Here is a 19,566-nt window from a genome sequence, read left to right as displayed (position 1 = left end):
AGCAAAGCGTCTCTCATTACCTTTCGGAACCAGGCCTTTTATGAGCCCAGCAGAAAAAAAGTGCCCACGCGAACTACCATGCCGTGACTATTTTCTTTCTCCTTCTTTAGGTATCGCTACCCAGGCGATCCATTTAGGGCAACATGAGAATGGCCTGAGTCAGTTTCCAGTTCCAGCGCTCATTTGTAACTCTGCAACACTCCTGAATTCAATTGAAGAAGGCAGAGAGATGCTGGGCAATGCCGAGCAGGAGAATTTTGCCTACCAACGTTATGCAAACCCTACCGTTTCAATTTTAGAAGCGAAATTTCGCGCCATTGAACACTGCTCCTATAGCCTCGCGGTCAATAGCGGAATGACCGCCTGCCTGCTTGCTTTTCGCGCCCTGTTGAGCGCAGGCGATCATGTCATTGTACCCCACAGTGTATTTTACGAAATCATTGAACAACTTAACTATGAAGTGAACCATCGCGGGATTGAAATGTCACTTATCGACAAATACCAGGCGGCGGCATTTGAGTGCGCGATCCAACCCAACACGAAAATGATCTTTATCGAAGCCCCTACCAACCCGGCTTTTTTAGATATCAACATTCCTGATCTGGTAGAGCTTTGCAACAAACGCGGCATTCTTCTTGTTGTTGATAACACCTTTCTTACACCTGCCTGTCAAAAGCCACTTTCCCTGGGGGCTGCAGTAACATTATATTCCATCACCAAACACATCAACGGTCACGGCGATGTCATGGGCGGCATGATCAGCACCAATGAACCGGACCTGTTCAAGGCATTGAAGTATCACAGGGACAGTGCAGGGCTCATAGTAGATCCGTTCTCGGCCTGGCTCACTATACGAGGACTAAGGACGCTGCCACTGCGATTAAAAAAACATACCGATAATGCACATGCGGTGATCGCCATGCTGCGTGAGGAGTTCCCGAAGCTAGAGTGGCGTGCAGTCTGGTCGACTAAAAGTGCGCAAACCAACGGAATTTCTCCGTCATTGCATACAGGCCTTATCGCCATTGTTTTTCCATCGCGAGAAACGGCTACAACCTTTGTTCGTCATCTGCAGCTTATCCGAATAGGTACAACCTTCGGCAATATTGAGTCCTTATGTTATCACTACGGTAGTTTTAGCAGGGAGGGCAGCACCGACCTGGAAAAAATAGGCGTGCCGGATGGCTTGGTGCGAATCTCTGTTGGCCTGGAAGATAGCGATGACATTAATGCAGACATCCGACGTGCACTGCGCCTTGCAATGCAAAGCAGAACCACTGCGCGAGGGTGAAGCGTAAGTCCGTCAGCGGTCGAGTGCGAGATTCTGCCAAGCCCCCACCTTGTAATCCTCTCCCCCATCCGTTATAGCTAAAAAGGCATCCATAACCAAAAAGAGGCAGAATCAGCCCGCCATGTACGAGACCACACGTATCTTTCGCCCTTCAGGCCCGTTTGCCGCGCTGTTCGGCAAGACTTACGGGCCCAACGCTGTCGCTAGCCCTTCGCTGACCAGCTCCCCCCTCTCGACGCTGTTCCACACCTTGTCGATTCCACCTCGCGACGTCTTGCTCGCGCACAAGCGCAAGCGCCCTGTCCCTCCACCTGCCAGCTGACACCTGAAGTTTCCGCTTCCTCTCGCCCTCGGTTCTGCCGTTCAGGGCTGGAGTCGCTTTGCATTTTTTTCAGTGTTTTCTGTCAGGAAATCTTATGACTATTCGTGTTGCCATTATCGGCGCAGGCCCGTCCGGCCTGGCGCAGTTGCGTGCCTTTCAATCCGCTCATGCCCAGGGTGCCGAGATGCCCGAGGTGGTGTGCTTCGAGAAACAGGCCGACTGGGGCGGGATGTGGAACTACACCTGGCGCACCGGCCTGGACGAGCATGGCGAGCCGGTGCACGGCAGTATGTACCGCTACCTGTGGTCGAACGGGCCGAAGGAATGCCTGGAGTTCGCCGACTACAGTTTCGATGAGCATTTCGGGCGGCCGATTTCGTCTTATCCACCGCGCGAGGTGCTTTGGGATTACATTCAGGGCCGGGTGAAAAAGGCCGGTGTGCGCGACTACATTCGCTTCAATACCGCCGTCAAGGCGGTACGCTTTGATCAGGCCAGCCGCACCTTTACCGTCAGTGTCTATGACTACGGCATCGGCCAGGGCAGCGAGCAGGTGTTCGATTTCGTCGTGGTCGCCAGCGGGCATTTTTCTACCCCGCATGTGCCGCAATTCGACGGCTTCGAGCGCTTCTCCGGGCGCATCCTTCACGCTCACGATTTTCGTGAGGCGGTGGAGTTCAAGGGCAAGGATGTGCTGATTGTCGGCAGCAGCTATTCGGCCGAAGACATCGGCTCGCAGTGCTTCAAGTACGGCGCGCGCTCGATCACCAGTGCCTACCGCACCCAGCCCATGGGCTACAAATGGCCCAAAGGCTGGGAAGAGCGCCCGCAGTTGCTGCGGGTCGAGGGCGAGATGGCGTTCTTTGCCGACGGTTCGAGCAAGCGCGTGGATGCGATCATCCTCTGCACCGGCTACCAGCATCACTTCCCGTTCCTGCCCGACGAGCTGACGCTCAAGACCAGCAACCGCCTGTGGCCTGCCGGGCTGTACCAAGGGGTTGTCTGGGAACACAACCCGCAGCTGATCTACCTCGGCATGCAAGACCTCTGGTACAGCTTCAACCTGTTCGACGCTCAGGCCTGGTTTGCCCGCGACTACATGCTCGGGCGCATCAAGCTGCCGCAGCCGGCGGCGATGGCTGCCGACAGCGCACAGTGGCGGGCCGAGGAACTGGCGCTGGAGTCGACCGCCTCGATGTACGAGTTCCAGGGCCGCTATATCAAGCACCTGATCGAGCAGACCGATTACCCGAGCTTCGATATCGACGCAGTGAACCGGATTTTCCTCAAATGGAAGTCGGACAAAAAGCAAGACATCATGGGTTACCGCGACAAGTCCTACCGCTCGGTGATTACCGGTACCGCTGCGGTGCCGCACCATACCCGCTGGCTCAACGCGCTGGATGACTCACTGCAGGAGTACCTGCGCGAGACCTCGGGCAAGGGCGACCTGAAGACCTTGCGCCAGCACTGACTACGGCGTGCGCTGCAACCAGTCGCAGTAACGCGCCACACCCTGCTCCACCGTCAGCGTTGGCTGCTCATAGCCAACGCTGCGCAAGCGCTCAAGGTCGGCGCAGGTGTAGCACTGGTACTTGCCGCGCAGGTGCTCGGGAAATTCGCTGTATTCCAGAATGCCCTCCAGCAGGGCCATCTCCAGCGACAGCGGCGGCTGGTCCTGCTGCTCGCGCAGGCGGTTGATCACTGCCAAGGCCACGTCATTGAAAGGCTGGGCGCGGCCGCTGCCGACGTTGAAGAGGCCGCTCAACTGCGGCCGGTCGAGGAAGAACAGGTTGACCTTGACCACATCCTCGACCGCCACGAAATCGCGCAGGTGGCCGCCGCTGGGGTAGTCGCCATAGCTGCCGAACAGGCTGACCTTGCCGTTGGCCTGGTACTGGTTGAAGCAGTGCAGGGCCACCGAGGCCATGGCGCCCTTGTGCTGCTCGTGGGGGCCGTAGACGTTGAAGTAACGCAGGCCGACGATCTGGCTGCGCGCCTGGGGCAGTTGTCGGCGCACGCGCTGGTCGAAGAGGGATTTCGAGTAGCCATATACGTTCAATGGCCGCTCGCACTCGCGCTGTTCGCGAAAGTCGCGCCCGGCGCCATACACCGCCGCCGACGAGGCATACAGCAGCGGCACCTGCAGGCCTTGAGCGGCGTCGAGCAGGTCGCGACTGTAGCGGTAGTTGTTGTCCATCATCAAGCGCCCGTCGCCTTCGACGGTGCTCGAGCAAGCGCCTTGGTGCAGCACGGCGCGCACCTTGCCAAACTGGCCGCGGCCAAAGCGCTGAAGAAAGTCGTCCTTGTCCAGGTAGTCGGCGATTTCGCTGTCAGCCAGGTTGCGAAACTTGTCGCCATCGCTCAAGTCATCGACCGCGATGATCTCGGTTTCGCCGCGTTGGTTGAGGGCCTGAACCAGGTTGCTACCGATAAAACCGGCGGCGCCGGTGACGATAATGGTCATGCCATGTCCCCCTTTGAGGGTGCAGAGTCCTCAGTTTAGGGGGTGGTGATTGTGCAAATATTAACCAGGGTCAATGGTTTTGCCGATTGCCGGCATGCATGGCTTTGAGCAATTTGTTACGCGATTTGCGGATCGCCACCAGACGACTGCGCATTTTTCGCTGGCGTTGGCTGTTAAGCAGATAGAGCCCAGAAAGGGACATGGAGGTGGAGCATTCGGGATTTCCCCTTCAACGACGTTCCTTGATTGCCCGAGCTTCTTCCCGTTGCTTGACACGCTCCTTTCGCATCTCCGCCAGATAGGCACGCATTTCCCTGTGCAGTTTGCTGTTCAGAATTAATAAGCCGATGAGCGGGAATAGCAGGCCGGTGCTATAGACAAACATATGTGGCCGGTATCCATAACTGGGCAGCACGGTCACCAGGCAAGCCACGAACAAACCGACAACGACCCAGACCGCCCAAGCACGACCCCGTACCATCAGAAAATGGCTCACAAAGACCACCACAGAAAGCGCCAGCAGAACCATCGAGGTTTTGAACACTCGATCTTCAATACCTTTGAAATAGGTATTGGAGGCAAGCGCCACGGTACAGGAAGCCGAGAAGCACACCATGAAGAAGGCAACGATGAAGGCTGGAAAGTACTTTGCCAGAAACACTTTCAAGCTCGGTGGCTGCTTCATGGCTTGAACTCCTCATACAGCCCTACTGCGATCGTCTGCACCCTGCTGCTGCCCACAAACCCGGCACCCGCACCCAGGGAGTCTTTGATCAGGGTTCGGGTTGCATGCTTGAACTCGGTCGGTGTGTGGCGCTTGGGAAGTTGACCAGTACTCTGTTTGAGCCGTAGTTGCTTGGCTGTCAGCGAAGGATGCTTGAGCGAAAGCAATTCATCGGTCAGCGCTTTGCGCTGCTGACGGCTCAGTTTTCTGGAAAGCTCAGACCAACTGCTTCCGGTAGCCGCTTTGCGCACTTGCAGATATTTGAAGGTCGTAAGCCCAGAGGCCCCTACCCCCATCAACGACACAGCATCCAGTGCTGACGACATGTTCTGGTACCACTCGTAAGAGTCCAGCTCATCGTTATCCGCAGGGTTCACCACTTCGTTGAAAGTTCTGTACCCGCCGAAAATACACTGGGTGGTACTGGCCGCTGCAGCTGCGGCGCCCATTGTAGTGAGCACCAGGCTGGTGCCGGCAGTGAACGGCACCGCAACTGTGCCGCTAAACACTACGATCCATCCCAGAACTGCCCCGGTACAGGAAAGCGTTGCGTTCAGTGCTTCTTTAACCACTCGCGACTCACGCGGACTGGTCTTGAGCTCTTCGATGAACTGCGCAGGCGCCAGATACTTCTTCGCCTCACGCAAAATCACCCGCTTGGGTAGCACACTGCATATCGGCTGAAACTCACGCAGGGTCACCACGTTGTAATCCGCATCGATATACACCACCCCGGCACCGACAATGCCCGGATCGGCATCGATGGCGGCAAAGAGTTTCGGCAGGTTGATGCTGCTTTCGATGCGCTGCCTTGCGAAAAACTGCGACGGATTGTTATCCAGTCGGTTGAGTAACTCACTCATGAACGGTCTTCCTTGAAACGGCGCACAGGTCGCCCGGCCTTATGGCACCGAGCCGGGCGACGCTGTGGCTCAAGCCTTACACGTTAGGGCAAGGCACCGGTGCCCAGTCACCCATGTCCGGGTTCTTGCACATGTTGTTGACCTGGCTCTGGCCGGCGCTGGCAACCTTCTGGCTTTCAGCCTTCTTGGCGTTGGCGTCCTGCAGGGTCTTCTCGGTGGCGACGGCTTCCTTCGGTACCTCTGGCAGCTTTTTCTTCGCCGGTGGCGGGGTCTTGGTCTTGCCCGTATTGGTCTTCTTGGCGTTACCGGTGGCCAGCACCGGCGCCTGGGCTTCGGCAACGATCACCACGTCGTTACGCGGTACGCCGACCTGCTTGAGGTCTTGCTCGTAAGCCTGGGTGTAGTTGTTGAGGTTCTCACCCAGACGGCCGTTGACCGCGGTGATCAGGTTGTTCGACTCCTGCAGGCCGGCGATGATTTCCGCCAGGCGCTTGCGGCCTTCGCCATCGCTGATCTTGTTGCTCTTGCGGCCATCCATCAGGTTGGCGAACTCACGCTGGTAGCACGCCTGGGAGGCTTTGGCGTAAGCGGTGCTGCGGTCCATGTCGGCCGCGCTTTTGTTGATGTCGGTGGCGTAGGAGCCTATGCGCTGGTTGTCGTCGCTGATCTGCTTCTGGCGCTCGGTGTAGTAACCGGCTGCACCGCCGACCAGAGCACCACCGGCAGCACCGATGGCAGCATTGCGGCCACGGTTGTCGGAGTTGCCGGTCAGGGCGCCGGTCAGCGCGCCGCCGACGGCACCGATCAGGGCACCGGTGGCGACAGACTTGGTCATGTCCGAATCGGTGGCGCGCAGGTGCTGCACCGGCTCGTAGCAGCTCGGGTAGTACTCGACCTTGGTCGTCGCACCGACCTTGGACGCCGGCGAGCTGGCGCAGCCAGTCAGCAGGACGGTGCTGAAACCGGCCGCCAGCAGCAGCGCGGCCCGGCCGTTGGAAGCAGTGAAGAAGGGCTTGCGAGTTGAAAGCATGGTCAGGTTCTCTCTTTGTTTAAACACGCCCGGGACAACCTCATGTCGCCCCGGTCACTACGATGCTCGCTCGACAGCCGCTCAAGGTTGCGGGACGGCTGATGCGAGCAGTTCTTTCAAAATCGTCGCCGGGTCGGCGCGCCGTTGCTGGCGATAGTCCCCGACATGACGGACGAACAGGGTCGCGCGGCTGAGCAGGCTCTTGCCCAGCACCGGCTTGCGATTGAGCTCTTCCTTGACCCGCTGGAACTGCGCCTGGATCACCGCGTCGGTGTAGCGCGTGCCAGTGGCAAGGTTGTCGATGTAGATCGCCACGGCGCCGTCGAGGGCGCTGCGGCCGTTGTTGATGGCAGCGGCAAACAGCTTGGCGCTGGTCTCGTCACCAGAAGCCTTGGCCTGCTGCTGGGTTTTCTGCAGGTTGGTCAGGCGGATGTTGTAGTTATTGATGGTTTCGGCCACCAGCGCCGCCGACTGGATCAGGTTGCCGGCGGCTTCTTCGCGCTGCTGGGCGATCAGCGAGACGTTGCGCTTGAGCTCTTCGTTGACCAGGCCAAGCTCGGCTTGCAGGCGCGGGTCGACGCTGGCGGCGATGATGCTGTCCAGGCGCTTGGTCGGGTCCTGGGCGTCGTCGATGGCGTCGGTCAGCGCGGCCAGGCGGCCCTCTTTCTGCCATTGTTCGAACAGTTCCTCATAACGCGAACGCGGCGCCGACAGCGCGCCGATGGCGACACGAAAACCTGTGGTTTCGTTACTTTGCTCGGTACCATCGGCGCCGAACAGCGGGTACTCGCGGCGCATGCCGGTAAACAGCGTGCCCTCGCCTTCAAGGTAGTTACCGCCCTTGACCACAAACCCGCCATAAGCGCCCTGGCGCCGCCCGGCGTGCACCAGCTGGAACGATTCCTGGACCATCTCTGCGGCGTTGCCGAGTACGTCGAACATACCCAGCGGGTTGGGCAGCTTGGTGCCGATCGGGGTCAGGCGCGCGGCCTGGCCGGTGCCGCCGGCGACCTGGTTGAACACCGCCCAGTCGGCCAGCGGGCCGTCGCTTTCGCTGCCCTCGAGGCGGCGCGGGAACAGCCGCCCTTCCAGCTCCTGGCGGCTGACGGCGGAGCCGCCACGGGCAGCGAACTCCCACTCCACTTCGGTGGGCAGACGCACAAAGCCTACACCGCCGTCTTCGGCCTTGTTGCCACGGCCACTGACCGGCAGCAGGTCACGATGGTTCTTCATCAACCAGGCGCTGTACACCGCGGAAAAACGCTCGGCCTCAAAGCGCGACAGTTTGACCTTGGGCAAACGCCCGGCCATGCCACTCGGTGCTTCACAGGCCGGCGCCGGTTCGCCGCTGGCCAGCGACTGGGCCTGGGCCATCACCTGAGCGTACTGGCGGGCGGTGACTTCGTACTTGCCGATGAAGTACATCATCGGCTTCAGCGGGCTGCCGGCGTCGGTCTTCGGCAGACTCGGGCTAATGCGTTTTTTCCAGTCGGCAGACAGGTCCTGGAGGCTGAACTGGCCGTTGATAAAGTCACGGCGATAGCCGGAAATGAACGACTGCTTGTAGCCCGCTTCGCCTTCGCTGAAGGGGTAGCCAAGGTTCACCTCACGGTCGTCCAGGCTGCCCTGGGCCAGCACGTAGACGTGGCGGAAGACCATCTCGCCGTCGCACGGCAGCGGCAGGCTGATGTCGTCGGCCAGTGGCTTGGGATTGTCCAGTTTATTGCTGGCAGGCTTGCTGTCGTCCTCGGCCTGGGCGCAGGACACCAGGCTCAGGGCGGCGACGATCAGCGCCAGGGCGGGTAAGCGGCGGTCAAACATCTCGAATTCCTTCACAAGCGTCTATTCGCGCCACGCGCCAGCCCCCCAGGGCGGCAGCGGCCGCGCTGGCCAGCAGCACAGCGAGCAAGGCAACGAGGTAATGCGACGGGAGCAGATGGCTGGCGTACTCGCCGGGCATCTGCATGAACAACTGGTTGAGGCCACTTTCGGCCAGGGCGTACAGCGCCGCGCCGATGACAGCGGCAAACACCCCGCTGTACAACGCCTGCAGCACGACAAATGCAAGCAAGGCAGCGGTGCTGAAACCGAGCAGGCGCAACACCGACAGCTCGCGGCGCTTGCGCTCGACCGCCGCCAGGGCGCCGGCGCAGATCGCCGCAAACGCGCCCGCCACGGCCAGCGCGGCAATGATCCAGAACACCAGGGTCAGGTTGCGGCTCAGCGACTGCACCTGGGCAATCGCCGGGGCCTGGGTCGAGACCAGCAACTGGCGATCGGCAAAAAAACGCCGCAACGGCTCGACATCGGTAAGGTTGCGCGCATACAGACGGAAGGCCGGATAAACCCGCTGCACCTCACCGGTATGGCGCTCACCTTCCCAGCCGAAAGCGGGCACGGCGCGACCATCACGGTAGTCTTCGGCGGCTTCCAGCAGCGCCAGCGGCGCAAACAAGGCATCGCGCTCGAAGGCTTCCAGCGGCAGCACGGCGACGACCTTCAAGGTGGTGCGCTGGGCCTGGATCTGCCCGGCAAGCTGGCGGCTGAACGAAGCATCAAGCTGATCACCCGCCTTCGCGCCAAGCTTTTCTGCCGCCGTACGGCTGAGGACGATCTGGTCGACCGCACCGGGGACGGCCAGCCCTTGCAGCAACGGATCGTTAAGCGCAGTGGGGATCATCTCGACATTGACCACGACCTTGCGCGCAGCCAGCACCAGGTCGGCGGTCGCGGCAATCTGCCGGGTACGCGGCAAGGCGAAGGCGACGTCGTTACGCGCCGCCAGTTCAGCGACGAAGTCGGCACTGAAACGACCGCCACCCAAGGGGATGACTTCCCGCACGGCCGGGTCGCGCTGCAAACGCTCGGTAAGGCTGCTGACCAGGCCGAATTTCAGACCGAACAGCACCAGCAACGGCGCAATCACCGCCACCAGGGCCAGCACGCTGCAAACGGACAGGCGCGCGTCGTTGCGATAGTCCCGCCAAGCCAGGCTTGCGATCAGCATCGGGCGCATTACGGCTGGCCCTCCAACGTGGCGGTGACACCACCGTCGGCATCGCGGCGGCAGACCATGCGCAACACCTGCAAGCCGGCATCACGGGCCAGCGCCTCGTCGTGGGTGGCGATCAGACAGGTCACCTGCCGTGCTTGCGCCTGGCGCAGCAGCAGTTGCATTACCCGTTGGGCATTGAGCGGGTCCAGGGCCGCGGTCGGCTCATCGGCCAGGAGCAAATCAGGGTTGTGCGCCAGGGCACGGGCGCAGCTGACCCGCTGGCGCTGGCCGACCGACAAGGCGCCTGGCTGCTTGTCGAGCTGATCGTCAATCTCCAGTTGCTCGGCCAGGCGCTGCACGCTGCCGTCATTGCCCAGGCCAAGCACCTGGCGCGGCAGGGCAATGTTGCTGCGCACATCGAGAAAGCCGAGCAAGCCGCCCGCTTGCAGCACATAGCCCAGATGCCGGCGGCGCAGGTGCGCCAGGTGCTCCTGGCGTTGTTCACGCCACAGCTGCTGAACGTCGTAGGTGTGCGAGTCGGTGCTGAACACAAAGCGCTCGGCCTGATCGGGCTGCAGCACCAAGGCCAGCAGGTCGAGCAAGGTGCTCTTGCCGCAGCCACTGGGGCCGACCAGCGCCAGCTGCTGACCGGCACGCAGCTCCAGGCGCTCGATCTCCAGGCTGTAGCGCTGGTTGCCGAGGCCGCGGGTTTTGCGCAGCGCGTGCAGGTTGATCATCATGGCAGCGTCGACAACGGCACACGGTACAAGGCGTCACCGGGCTCGGCATTGCCGAAGCGCACCCAGTTGGCCATGTCGTTGTGGAAGGTTTCGTACAGGCGGATCTTCGAATCGAGCTCGTCGATGAAGTCTTCCTGTTCGCCAACGCTGAGCGACAACCACAGGTCCTGGGTCATGCTCAGGGACTTGCTGCGGTACGGCAGGCCCTCCAGGTATTCGCCCAGCACACCGCCTTCGGCGAGGTTGGCGCCCTTGCGCAGGGCGGCCGGGTCGCGGCTCATGTAGGCACTGGCGCTAGCGATTTCCTGGAAGAAATCCTTGGGCGAAGTGCGGGTCTTGCGCGCGGCATCGACGATCAGCTTCAGCGACTGCTGCAGGTCGTTGAGTTGCAGCTTGGTGAGCATCACGCAGACCTGCAGGGTCGGCAGCGCCGGGTTGGTCAGGTCGCGATCTGAGGTCCAGGCGCTGACCAGTTGCGGCGCCTGACTGGCACTCTTGCGGCCAAGAAAATCCATGTGCATGGCATAGCCGATGGCGGCGGATTTGTCGGCGATGCTCGGCGAAGCCGCCAGCAGCGGCGCCGGTTGCGCGGTGTTGCTGCGCACCTGGTGGACCAGATCGGCGAAGGTCGAACCGATCTCGCGCACCCGCTCGCCAAACTTGTGCACATCGCCACCGGGTACCGATACATACAGGTCGCCGATCTTCGGGTTGGCATCGGCCGTAAGCACCCGATACTGCTGCTCGGCGTAGGCGTGGTTCTTCTTGCCGGCCTCGGTGCGCAGGTGCAGGGCGTAGATCTTGATCTGCTTGCTCAAGGCCGCCTGGCGCACTTCGGCTTCGTTCATCTGGGTGCTGCTGTAGCGGTCGTTCTTGCGCAGGGAGCCGGCGTCACTGACCAGCAGGATCAGGCGCCCGCCGTAGCCGGACCAGTCCATGCCGTCGACCGCCTGCATGATCCCGGCAAAAGCGTCTTCGTTGAACGAATGGCTGGAGACGTTGGTGGCTTTCACCTGCTCGGCCAGCTTCAAAAAACGCTCGGGATCGCGGCCTTCATCGAGTGTTACCAGGGTCTTGGTCAGGTACTCCAGGGCAGGCGTGCGCGTGGTGTTGTTGCGAAAGCCGACCAGGCCGAAGCTGACGTTGTCCAGCTCGCCACGGCGCGAAATCTGCCCGTGCAGCTCGTGCACCACCTGGCGGACCTGATCGATATAAGGCTGCATCGATACCGAGGTATCCACCACCAGCACCACGGCGGTACGGAAGGCGTCGCCTGAGGTGGCCATGCCGGCGGCTTTCGCTTCGCCGGCGGGTGCGCTGTTGCCCGGGTCGATGGAGGCGACATTGAGCAGCTGCAGCGGCTGGCCGTTTTCGTCGAAGCTCTCGCGCGCCTCGAAGATCGGCATCAGGTAGAACTGCTCTTGGGGCACGGCGCTGGCGCTGGGTTCCAGGGCCATCACTTGCGGCACTTCGTCGGGGTTGTTCTGCGCCTTGAGCAGCTCGGCACGGGCGGCCGAAGTGTCGCCAAGTAAACGCTCAAGCTCATCGGCCTGGCGCAGGAACATCACCGGCGCACGCCCCGAGCGTTCGGTGAACTTCAATACCAGGCTCTGCTTCCAGTCGCTGACCTGGGAGGCCGGCAACCAGCCGTCGCGGCGACCGTCACTGGCGGTGCCGACCTCAAGCCAAGGGCTGCCGTTGACGTCCTGGCGCTGGTAGACATAGAGCACGGTAAAGGCCGGCAAGGTATCACTGGGCGTGGCGCCCGGCTGCTTGACGACCTGCGCGCCCGGCCGGCTCAGCACGCGCTGGAACAGAGTTCGCTTGCCGGCCATCAGCAGTGGTCGGTCACTGTCGTTGCTCGCAGTCGCAACGGTCGGCGCTACTGGCTCGCGGGCTTGTACCGGCTGCGCCTCCACTACCTGTTCGTCGCCACTGATGGCCCAGTAGCCAATCCCGCCCAGGCCCAGCGCGGCAGCAACGGCGATGGCGAGCAAGGCCGGTGTCGGGCGCTTGCGCGCAGCTGCAGGTGGCGAGGCCTTGGTGACCGGTTCTGGTTTCGGCGCTGGCGGTGCAGGCTCTACGGTTACGGGTGGCACCGGCGCTGCAATCGGCAGCGGCTGGATCAGGGTGCTTTCGGTGTCTTGCACGGGTAGCCGGTCGAGCGCCGCCAGCAAGGTCTCGGCATCGGCAAAGCGCTCGGCCGGGTCCTTGGCCAGCAGGCCACGGAGAATGTCCTGATAGCGGCCGTGCTCGATCGGCAGCTCCGGCAACGGCTCGGTCAAATGCGCCAAGGCCGTCGACAGCGCGTCGTTGCCGCTGTAGGGCAGTTTGCCAACCAGCATCTCGTAAAACACCACGCCCAGGGCATAGAGGTCGGCGCGGCCGTCGATTTCCTGGCCGCGCGCCTGCTCCGGACTCATGTAGCTGGGGGTGCCGACGGCAAACCCGGCCTGGGTGAACTGGGTGCGGTCATCCAGCGACTTGGCGATGCCGAAGTCCGACAGCACTGCAGTGCCGTCAGCGCGAAAAAGAATGTTGGCCGGTTTCACATCCCGGTGCACCAGGCCCTGGGCATGGGCATAACCCAGCGCCGAAGCGATCTGGCGGATGTACAGCAGGCCCTGCTCCGGCGTGACCCCGGCGGCGATACGCTCCTTGAGCGTACCGTTGGGCAGGTACTCCATGGCCATGTAGTACAGCTCGCCGACATTGCCGATGTCGTGGATGGTCACCGTGTGCGGGTGCGACAAGCGCGCCAGGGTGCGGCCTTCACGCAGGAAGCGCTCGCAGAAGGTCGGGTCGGCAGCCAGCGCCGCGGCCATGACCTTCAAGGCCACCTTGCGCTCCAGCGAGCGCTGGGTGGCGAGGTAGACGGTGGCCATGGCGCCTTCGCCAATCTCGCCGTCGATGTCGTATCCGGGGATCACTTTGTCCATGTGCTTGGTCTTCAACCGGCCTTGATGACGACGGCAGTAATGTTATCGGGGGCGCCCCGGGTCAGGCCGAGGTGCACCAGGCTGCGGACCACCTGGTAGGGGTCGCTGTGGCCCAGCACTTCGCGAATTTCATGGTCTTCGGCGGTCTTGTTCAGACCATCGCTGCACAGCAGATAGGTATCGCCTGGGAGGACCTGCAGGTGCACCGCCTCAAGTTCGAGCTCGGGCTCGACGCCAATTGCCCGGGTGACGATGTTGGCCCGCGGGTGCACCCGCGCTTCGGCCTCGCTGAGCAGGCCGCTGTCCTGCAGTTCCTGCACGTAGCTGTGATCGCGCGAGATACCTTCCAGGCGCCCGTCGCGCAGGCGATACAGGCGGCTGTCCCCGGCCCACAGGCAGATACCCTGGTCAGCGCGCACCGCCAGCAGCACCAGGGTGCTGCCCATCATCGCCACGCCACGCCGGGCGCTTTCTTCGCGCACTGCCGCGTTGACCGCCGACAGCCGCTGGCGCAGCACTTGGGCGAAGTCATTGAGGAACGCCGTGGTCGGCAACTGGCGCAAAGTATCGACGATCAGGCAACTGACGTAGTCGCCCGCCGCATGCCCGCCCATGCCATCGGCAACTGCCCACAGGCCTTCGCTGGCAAGGTCCAGGCAAGCGTCTTCATTGATGCTGCGCACCAGGCCGACATGGCTGTAGCTGGCTGCGGTGTAATGCAAAGCCGTCATCTAGCGCGCCGCCTCACTACCCAAAAGAAAACTGGCGAAATCCTCGCTGTGCGGCAGGCCCGCACAGCGCAGCATTCCCGCCTCGATATGCTCCGAGCCGCGCCCCCACCACAGGCTCATGCCGGCGCAGGCGCTTTCGGCCAAGGCTGCCTGGCGCGCCTGCGGGGTCACCGCTGCAAAGCGTTGCAAGCCGCCCACAACCGCGCTTGAAACAACAGCACTACGAGGGGCATCTATGCCCTGCACTGCTGCATCGAACGCCTCAAAAGCGGCTTGCGGCTCGAGGGTTGCCAGTAACTGGGCTTCACACTGCTCGAACCAGTTATCCGGGCCACTCACCACTGCCGCCAGCGACTCATCCGGCGCCAGAACCTGGGCCAGGATAAGAGGGAAATAGCGCCCTACCCGGTCAATGCTGGGCATCAACACCCCCACTACAGCGTCGGGCCCGCATACTCCCGGGGCCAGGGCGAAGCGCCACAAGGGGCTGACCAGATAGGCCGGCAACCAGCGCTCGGCCAGTTGCTGCTGGCTGGCCACAAGCCCGGCCGCCAGCCACTGGTCCCAGGGCTGGATAAAACTCTGCGGCAATCCGCGACTGACAAAGTCGCCGCGGCTGGCCAGCTTGCCGTAGAAGCCGACTCCCGCCATCACAACCGCTCCGGCAGGCTGAAGCCGCTGAGCACGCGGCTCTTGAACGGGTTGAAGGCGCTGTTGGCGCGCAGCTCGTACGACACGCTGGCGCCATCGACGCGCAGGCGCAGGCTGAAGCGATCCGGGCCGTTGCCGGCCACCAGGTCGGATTGATCGAGCAAGCGGAACCAGGCCCACGGCCCTTCCAGGGTCAGGCCGGAGCGACCGCTGGCCGACGGCGGCATGATCGACAGGCGCACCACGCCGATGCTGTTGGGGTTCGGCCACTGCATCGCGACCGGGCGGCTCGGGCCGTGGTCATAGCTGATCTGCTGGCCATCGAGGTCGAGCAAGAACTGGGTGACCGAGGCGTCCATGGCCACCGGCTTGAGCTCGAAGCGCACGGTCGGCTGCATGCCGCCCGAGCGGAAGAACGCATCGCGAATCGCCGCCGAACGCTGGAAGGTGTGCAACACGCCAGAGCCAATGCCGAGCTTCTGCGCCGCGCCCGGCTGCCAGCGCCAAGGGTTGGCCGAGGTATCGACATACGGCTGCAGGTACTTGCGAAAGTAGCTGTCCATCACCCCGCCGACGCCGAAGAACTGGCCGAAATCGTCCAGCGTGGCATCCCGCGAGCTGCCCGCTGCCAGCGGATAACGACCGCTCAGCGACTGGCGATAAACGTTGACCACTTCGCTGGTCCAGGCGGCGTTCAGTTGATTGCGCACGCCGCCCATCATGGTGTTGGTGGTCGAGTTGACCACCGACTTGACCAAGCCCTGAACCATCGGCGGCTGGCGCTGCGCGGTGAGGCTGACGCGGTTGGCGGCGGCAGTGGCCTGGTTCTTGGCCTCGCCGAGCAGGGCGTCGCCACTGGCACCGACCATGGCACTGACCTGCACGTACAAGGCGTTCATGTCGGTGAGCAGGCCGTCGATGGCCGCCGGCTCGCCCTCGCCCTTGCTGACCAGGCTGGCGAGGTCGGCAAAGTGCGCGGTGACCGGGTCCTGGTCTTGCTGCGCCTGGCGGCTATCGGCCGGAGCATCCTGGCCCAGCAAGTTACCCAGGCGCTGCTTGAGCTGGTCGACACCAGCCTCGCTGGCTTTGGCCTGGGCCGCGGCAAGCGGGTCCTGCTGTTGCAGGTTGGTTTCCTTGGCCACGGCGCTCAGCAGCTTTTTCAGCGGCGAGGTCGGCCCGGAAATCACCCGCAGAACATCGGCGGCCTGCGCCACGCTGGTGATCGGCACAAAGTCGATATCGGCCAGCAGCGCGTCCCAGTGGCGGATGTAGTCGGCGAAATACAAACGGCGCACGTCGGCGGCCAGGCTAGTCACATCACCTTCATCGGCTTGCTCGCGGCCCAGCACCCAACGCTCTTCAGCCAGGGTATTGCTGTGTTGCAGGCTGGTGGCAAGAAACGCCTTGCGATAGCCATCAAGGGTAAACAGCCCGCTCAAGGGTTCACCCAAAGGCTTGCCGCTCTTGCGGCTGAACACCAGCGCGGCATCGCGGCCGGCCGCTTCGCTCAGGCGAAAATCGCTGACGCCGTTGGGCAACTGCTGGCGTTTGACCCGGTCATAGACGCGCTGGGCCACCGGCAACTGCTGCAATTGGCGACGCAGGTCTTCGATCAGGTTGGCATCCAGGCGCGCATTCGGCGGACGCTTTTCAAACAGCGCCTGCAGATGCTCGCCCAATGCCGCACGCTGCTCCGGGGCCAGGTCGCGAGGCAGGCTCTGCTCCCAGTCGAGGCTGACCCAGGCCTTGATGAAGTCCGGGTCGTAATGCTCGCCGTCAGCCAGCATCAGGTAGGCCTTGAGGCCTTCGTAGAGAAAGTCCGAACCACCGCCGCTGTGCAGTTGCTCTTCGATACGGGTGACCAGGCGCGGGGCGAACACGGCAATCAGCAACTTGCGGTAGACGCTGGCCGACTCGGCTTCGAGCATGTCGCCCTGGTACAGCCCCAACCCCTCGGCCCAACTGGGCGGATCCTCGGCCAGATGGCGCACGGCATTGAGCAACGGCAGTACCGCCAGTACGTCGCGCTGGGCCGGGCTCAAGGTTTGCAGGACTGGCCCCAGCGGCGCGAGCTTACGCTCGACCTGGGCGATGTAAGCCTGGTTTGCGCGATAGCTCAGCGCCCACACGCTGCCGACCAGCACTACCAGGGCAACGCTGGCGGCGAGTGCAGCACGGGCCAGCCATTTGCGCCGGCGCTCGACTTGCGGGTTGACCCCGACCAGCCCGCGCTCGGCAAACGCCACGGCGCTGAACAGTTTTTCAATGAAGTAGCTGCGCCCGGTGCCGCTCTGGCGTGCCAGATGCTGACGGTCCAGGCCCATGCTCTGGGCCATGGCGCCGATCAGGCGATCGATCGGGCTGCCTTCCTGGGTGCCGCTGGTGAAGTACACGCCGCGCAACAGGGCGCGTTCTTCATAGGCATTGGGCTTGAACACGCCGTCGAGAAAGCCCTGCAGGTTGGAGCGCAAGGCAGCGAACTGCTGGACAAAGCCGTAAACCAGATCGCGCCGCGCCGGGTCGCGCTCCTGCTGCAGGCGCTCGACCAGGCGCTCGTTGAGGCGTTGCTCAAGGCCGGCGAACTCGCTGTGGAACTGCGCCAGCGGCCCTTCGACCGACTTGTCGTCGTCCAGGGCAAAGGTCATACCCCACACTTGAGCGCGCTCTTCCTTGCTCAGGGTGTCGAAGAACTCCATGAAACCCGGCACCAGGTCGAGCTTGGTCAGCATCAGGTAAATCGGAAAACGCACGCCCAGCTGGCTGTACAACTCCTGGATACGCGAGCGGATGGCCGCAGCATGGGCAGCACGTTCGGCGTCGCTGCCCAGCAACAGGTCGGACAGGCTGATGGCAATGAAAGCGCCATCGATCGGCCGGCGCGCGCGCTGCTTTTTCAGCAGATCGAGAAAGCCCAGCCAGGCCGCCTTGTCGACCTGGGCGTGGCTGTCCTGGGTGGTATAGCGGCCAGCGGTGTCGAGCAACACCGCCTGGTCGGTAAACCACCAGTCGCAGTTGCGCGTGCCACCGACGCCGCGAATCGCCCCGGCGCCAAGCTGCGCCGCCAGCGGAAAGTGCAGGCCGGAATTGACCAGCGCCGTGGTCTTGCCCGAGCCCGGCGGGCCGATGATCACGTACCACGGCAGCTCGTACAGGTTGCGCCGCTCATTGCCACCCAGGCGCGCCTTTTTCAGCAGGGCCAGGGCCTCGTCCATGCGCTGGCGCAGGGTTGCCAGTTCTTCGGCGGTGGCCACGCTGGCAGGGTCAGGAGCTGTTTCTGCAGCCAGGCTGCGCATGACTTCTGCCGCCTGGCGGCGGGCCTCGATGAAGCGCCACAGGCGATAGCCGAGCCACACTGCAAACAGCAGGGCAATCAGCGCCCAGCGCCGCCCTGCCGGGATCAGCATGTCCCACAGCGGGCCGACGAACCAGATAATCAGGCTCAGGGCGATCAGGCCCAGCAGCGGAATGACCCAGCGAATGACAAATCCGAAAAACGCCTTCACTCGACCCCCTCCGCCAATACAGTGATTTCAACCCGGCGGTTCTTTGCCCGGCCTTCGGCCGTGTTGTTCGCTGCCAGTGGTTCGGTGTCGCTCAGGCCCTGCGCGGTAAAGCGCGCGGGCTGGCCGGTCTTGGCGGCCAGGATCTGCAGCACCTGCTCGGCGCGGGCCTGGGACAGCGCCCAGTTGGACGGAAAGCGCAAGGTCGCGATCGGCCGGTTGTCGCTGTGGCCGGTGATGCGCACCTGGCCCTTGACCTGGCCGATGGCGTCAGCAATGCGCAGCATCAGTGGCTGCAGGCTGTCGTTGATGCTGGTGCTGGCCGAGGCGAACAATTCGTCGCCACGGATGGTCACCACCGAACGGTCGACGGCGTCTTCGACGCTGACCCGCCCGGCCTTGATATCGCTGGCCAGAAAACCCGCCAGGCGTGGGCGTTCCACCGGCTTGGGCTGGGTCACCGGACGGTCGATGGCCTGCACCGGGATTTCGCCCAGGGCATGAATGTTCTTGAACACAGGCTCCGCGTCGGCGGCGAGCATCATGCGCAGGGCAAACAGCAGAGCCACAAGCAACGCCAGGGCGATGGCCAGGCCCACCCAGGGCGGGATGAACTGCGACAGCCGATCCCGGCTGACGCTGACCCCACGCCAGTGCGGCGACAGTTCGCGCTCGAACTCGCCCCGGGCGCTGCGGATAGCGGCAGCAGTGCGTTCGCGCAAGGCTTCGAGCTGGGCGCGGCCACCGTTGATAACCCGGTAACGGCCCTCGAAGCCCAGGCACATGCACAGGTACAGCAACTCCAGCAGGTACAGGCGTTCGCGCGGGCTCTGCAGGCAGTGCTCGAGCAGCTGGAAGACCTTCTCGCCCCCCCAGGCTTCGTTGTGCACAGTGATCAGCAGGCTCTGCTTGCCCCAGTCACTGCTGCTGCCCCACGGCGTGCTGAGCACCGCTTCATCGAGCGCAGTGCACAGCGCGTAACGGGCCAGCATGACTTCGTTACGGGCCACACCGGCGGCTTCGGCGCGCTCTTCGAACTGACGCAGATAGGCCAGCAACTGCGCACGCAGGCTGGCCGGGGCCGGATGGGCGATGGTGCTGCGCAAGCGGGTCAGCAAGGCCAGCAACGGCCCGGCGGCGCTTTCCAGCGGGTTGAGGCCCAGCGCCTGGCCGGCGGGCAGCGGCTGCGCCGGCATCGACGGCGCCGCCACAGGCTCCGGCGTACCAGCCTGCGGGCTGCGGCCACCGGGGCGCGGCATGAACTGGGTGCGGTCGTTGGCCGGTGGCGCCGACGGGTCGTTAGGCTGCATTGC

General features: G+C 63.1%; 14 protein-coding genes. 2 read left to right on the top strand and 12 right to left on the bottom strand.

Features of this window, described 5'->3' with window-relative positions; all coding sequences use genetic code 11:
- The first annotated feature begins 40 nt into the window (after window positions 1-40).
- Together ACIOVF_RS24970 and ACIOVF_RS24965 are read left to right on the top strand one after the other, a co-directional pair.
- Window positions 41-1,291 carry a PLP-dependent aspartate aminotransferase family protein gene (locus ACIOVF_RS24970; protein ID WP_082075531.1) on the top strand — a complete coding sequence of 417 codons (1,251 nt, stop codon included), beginning with the start codon at window positions 41-43 and terminating at the stop codon, window positions 1,289-1,291.
- A gap of 416 nt (window positions 1,292-1,707) precedes the next feature.
- Window positions 1,708-3,087, top strand: a complete 1,380-nt coding sequence (locus ACIOVF_RS24965; protein WP_045202322.1) for an NAD(P)-binding domain-containing protein — start codon at window positions 1,708-1,710, stop codon at window positions 3,085-3,087.
- On the opposite strand, the gene rfaD is transcribed toward ACIOVF_RS24965, so the two are convergent.
- From rfaD to ACIOVF_RS24905, 12 genes are all read right to left on the bottom strand, one after another.
- On the bottom strand, window positions 3,088-4,080 hold the full coding sequence (gene rfaD, locus ACIOVF_RS24960) for an ADP-glyceromanno-heptose 6-epimerase (RefSeq protein ID WP_401293278.1): 993 nt from the start codon (window positions 4,078-4,080) through the stop codon (window positions 3,088-3,090). It abuts the gene before it with no gap.
- A 229-nt stretch (window positions 4,081-4,309) separates the two neighbouring features.
- Complete coding sequence (locus ACIOVF_RS24955; protein ID WP_401293275.1) at window positions 4,310-4,765, bottom strand: hypothetical protein; 456 nt, start codon at window positions 4,763-4,765, stop codon at window positions 4,310-4,312.
- Window positions 4,762-5,667, bottom strand: coding sequence for an NAD synthetase (locus ACIOVF_RS24950; protein WP_093378547.1), 906 nt, complete (start codon window positions 5,665-5,667; stop codon window positions 4,762-4,764). Before ACIOVF_RS24950 ends, ACIOVF_RS24955 begins: the two co-directional genes overlap by 4 nt.
- A 76-nt stretch (window positions 5,668-5,743) precedes the next feature.
- A complete protein-coding gene (gene tagQ, locus ACIOVF_RS24945) occupies window positions 5,744-6,697 on the bottom strand; it encodes a type VI secretion system-associated lipoprotein TagQ (RefSeq protein ID WP_093378542.1) in 954 nt (317 codons plus the stop codon).
- An 81-nt stretch (window positions 6,698-6,778) separates the two neighbouring features.
- The gene (locus ACIOVF_RS24940) at window positions 6,779-8,518 is read right to left on the bottom strand and encodes a formylglycine-generating enzyme family protein (protein ID WP_401293270.1); all 1,740 of its coding nucleotides are present in this window, start codon (window positions 8,516-8,518) and stop codon (window positions 6,779-6,781) included.
- The gene (locus ACIOVF_RS24935; protein ID WP_045202330.1) at window positions 8,511-9,713 is read right to left on the bottom strand and encodes an FtsX-like permease family protein; all 1,203 of its coding nucleotides are present in this window, start codon (window positions 9,711-9,713) and stop codon (window positions 8,511-8,513) included. The genes ACIOVF_RS24940 and ACIOVF_RS24935 overlap by 8 nt, the downstream gene beginning before the upstream one ends.
- Complete coding sequence (locus tag ACIOVF_RS24930; protein ID WP_309475555.1) at window positions 9,713-10,429, bottom strand: ABC transporter ATP-binding protein; 717 nt, start codon at window positions 10,427-10,429, stop codon at window positions 9,713-9,715. The genes ACIOVF_RS24935 and ACIOVF_RS24930 overlap by 1 nt, the downstream gene beginning before the upstream one ends.
- Entirely contained in the window at window positions 10,429-13,371 is a 2,943-nt protein-coding gene (locus ACIOVF_RS24925; RefSeq protein WP_401293267.1) for a serine/threonine-protein kinase, read from the bottom strand. Before ACIOVF_RS24925 ends, ACIOVF_RS24930 begins: the two co-directional genes overlap by 1 nt.
- Before the next feature lie 11 nt (window positions 13,372-13,382).
- Window positions 13,383-14,102, bottom strand: a complete 720-nt coding sequence (locus tag ACIOVF_RS24920) for a PP2C family protein-serine/threonine phosphatase (protein ID WP_401293264.1) — start codon at window positions 14,100-14,102, stop codon at window positions 13,383-13,385.
- Window positions 14,103-14,753, bottom strand: coding sequence for a type VI secretion system-associated protein TagF (gene tagF / locus ACIOVF_RS24915; RefSeq protein ID WP_401293261.1), 651 nt, complete (start codon window positions 14,751-14,753; stop codon window positions 14,103-14,105).
- Window positions 14,753-18,256 (bottom strand): type VI secretion system membrane subunit TssM, encoded by a 3,504-nt coding sequence (tssM, locus tag ACIOVF_RS24910; RefSeq protein ID WP_401293258.1) that lies wholly within the window; start codon window positions 18,254-18,256, stop codon window positions 14,753-14,755. Before tssM ends, tagF begins: the two co-directional genes overlap by 1 nt.
- Complete coding sequence (locus ACIOVF_RS24905) at window positions 18,253-19,563, bottom strand: DotU family type VI secretion system protein (RefSeq protein ID WP_258595270.1); 1,311 nt, start codon at window positions 19,561-19,563, stop codon at window positions 18,253-18,255. The genes tssM and ACIOVF_RS24905 overlap by 4 nt, the downstream gene beginning before the upstream one ends.
- Window positions 19,564-19,566 lie beyond the last annotated feature (3 nt).

The sequence above is a fragment of the Pseudomonas sp. NPDC087612 genome (assembly GCF_044743505.1).
Lineage (GTDB): Bacteria > Pseudomonadota > Gammaproteobacteria > Pseudomonadales > Pseudomonadaceae > Aquipseudomonas.
This window is presented reverse-complemented; position numbering and strand designations above follow the sequence as displayed.

Excerpts from the sequence above, each read along its gene's own strand:
- ACIOVF_RS24920 (WP_401293264.1), bottom strand. The coding sequence starts at position 14,102 with ATGACGGCTTTGCATTACACCGCAGCCAGCTACAGCCATGTCGGCCTG.
- ACIOVF_RS24970 (WP_082075531.1), top strand. The coding sequence starts at position 41 with ATGAGCCCAGCAGAAAAAAAGTGCCCACGCGAACTACCATGCCGTGAC.
- rfaD (WP_401293278.1), bottom strand. The coding sequence starts at position 4,080 with ATGACCATTATCGTCACCGGCGCCGCCGGTTTTATCGGTAGCAACCTG.
- ACIOVF_RS24930 (WP_309475555.1), bottom strand. The coding sequence starts at position 10,429 with ATGATCAACCTGCACGCGCTGCGCAAAACCCGCGGCCTCGGCAACCAG.
- ACIOVF_RS24905 (WP_258595270.1), bottom strand. The coding sequence starts at position 19,563 with ATGCAGCCTAACGACCCGTCGGCGCCACCGGCCAACGACCGCACCCAG.
- ACIOVF_RS24940 (WP_401293270.1), bottom strand. The coding sequence starts at position 8,518 with ATGTTTGACCGCCGCTTACCCGCCCTGGCGCTGATCGTCGCCGCCCTG.
- ACIOVF_RS24935 (WP_045202330.1), bottom strand. The coding sequence starts at position 9,713 with ATGCGCCCGATGCTGATCGCAAGCCTGGCTTGGCGGGACTATCGCAAC.
- ACIOVF_RS24965 (WP_045202322.1), top strand. The coding sequence starts at position 1,708 with ATGACTATTCGTGTTGCCATTATCGGCGCAGGCCCGTCCGGCCTGGCG.
- tagF (WP_401293261.1), bottom strand. The coding sequence starts at position 14,753 with ATGGCGGGAGTCGGCTTCTACGGCAAGCTGGCCAGCCGCGGCGACTTT.
- tagQ (WP_093378542.1), bottom strand. The coding sequence starts at position 6,697 with ATGCTTTCAACTCGCAAGCCCTTCTTCACTGCTTCCAACGGCCGGGCC.
- ACIOVF_RS24955 (WP_401293275.1), bottom strand. The coding sequence starts at position 4,765 with ATGAAGCAGCCACCGAGCTTGAAAGTGTTTCTGGCAAAGTACTTTCCA.
- ACIOVF_RS24950 (WP_093378547.1), bottom strand. The coding sequence starts at position 5,667 with ATGAGTGAGTTACTCAACCGACTGGATAACAATCCGTCGCAGTTTTTC.
- ACIOVF_RS24925 (WP_401293267.1), bottom strand. The coding sequence starts at position 13,371 with ATGGACAAAGTGATCCCCGGATACGACATCGACGGCGAGATTGGCGAA.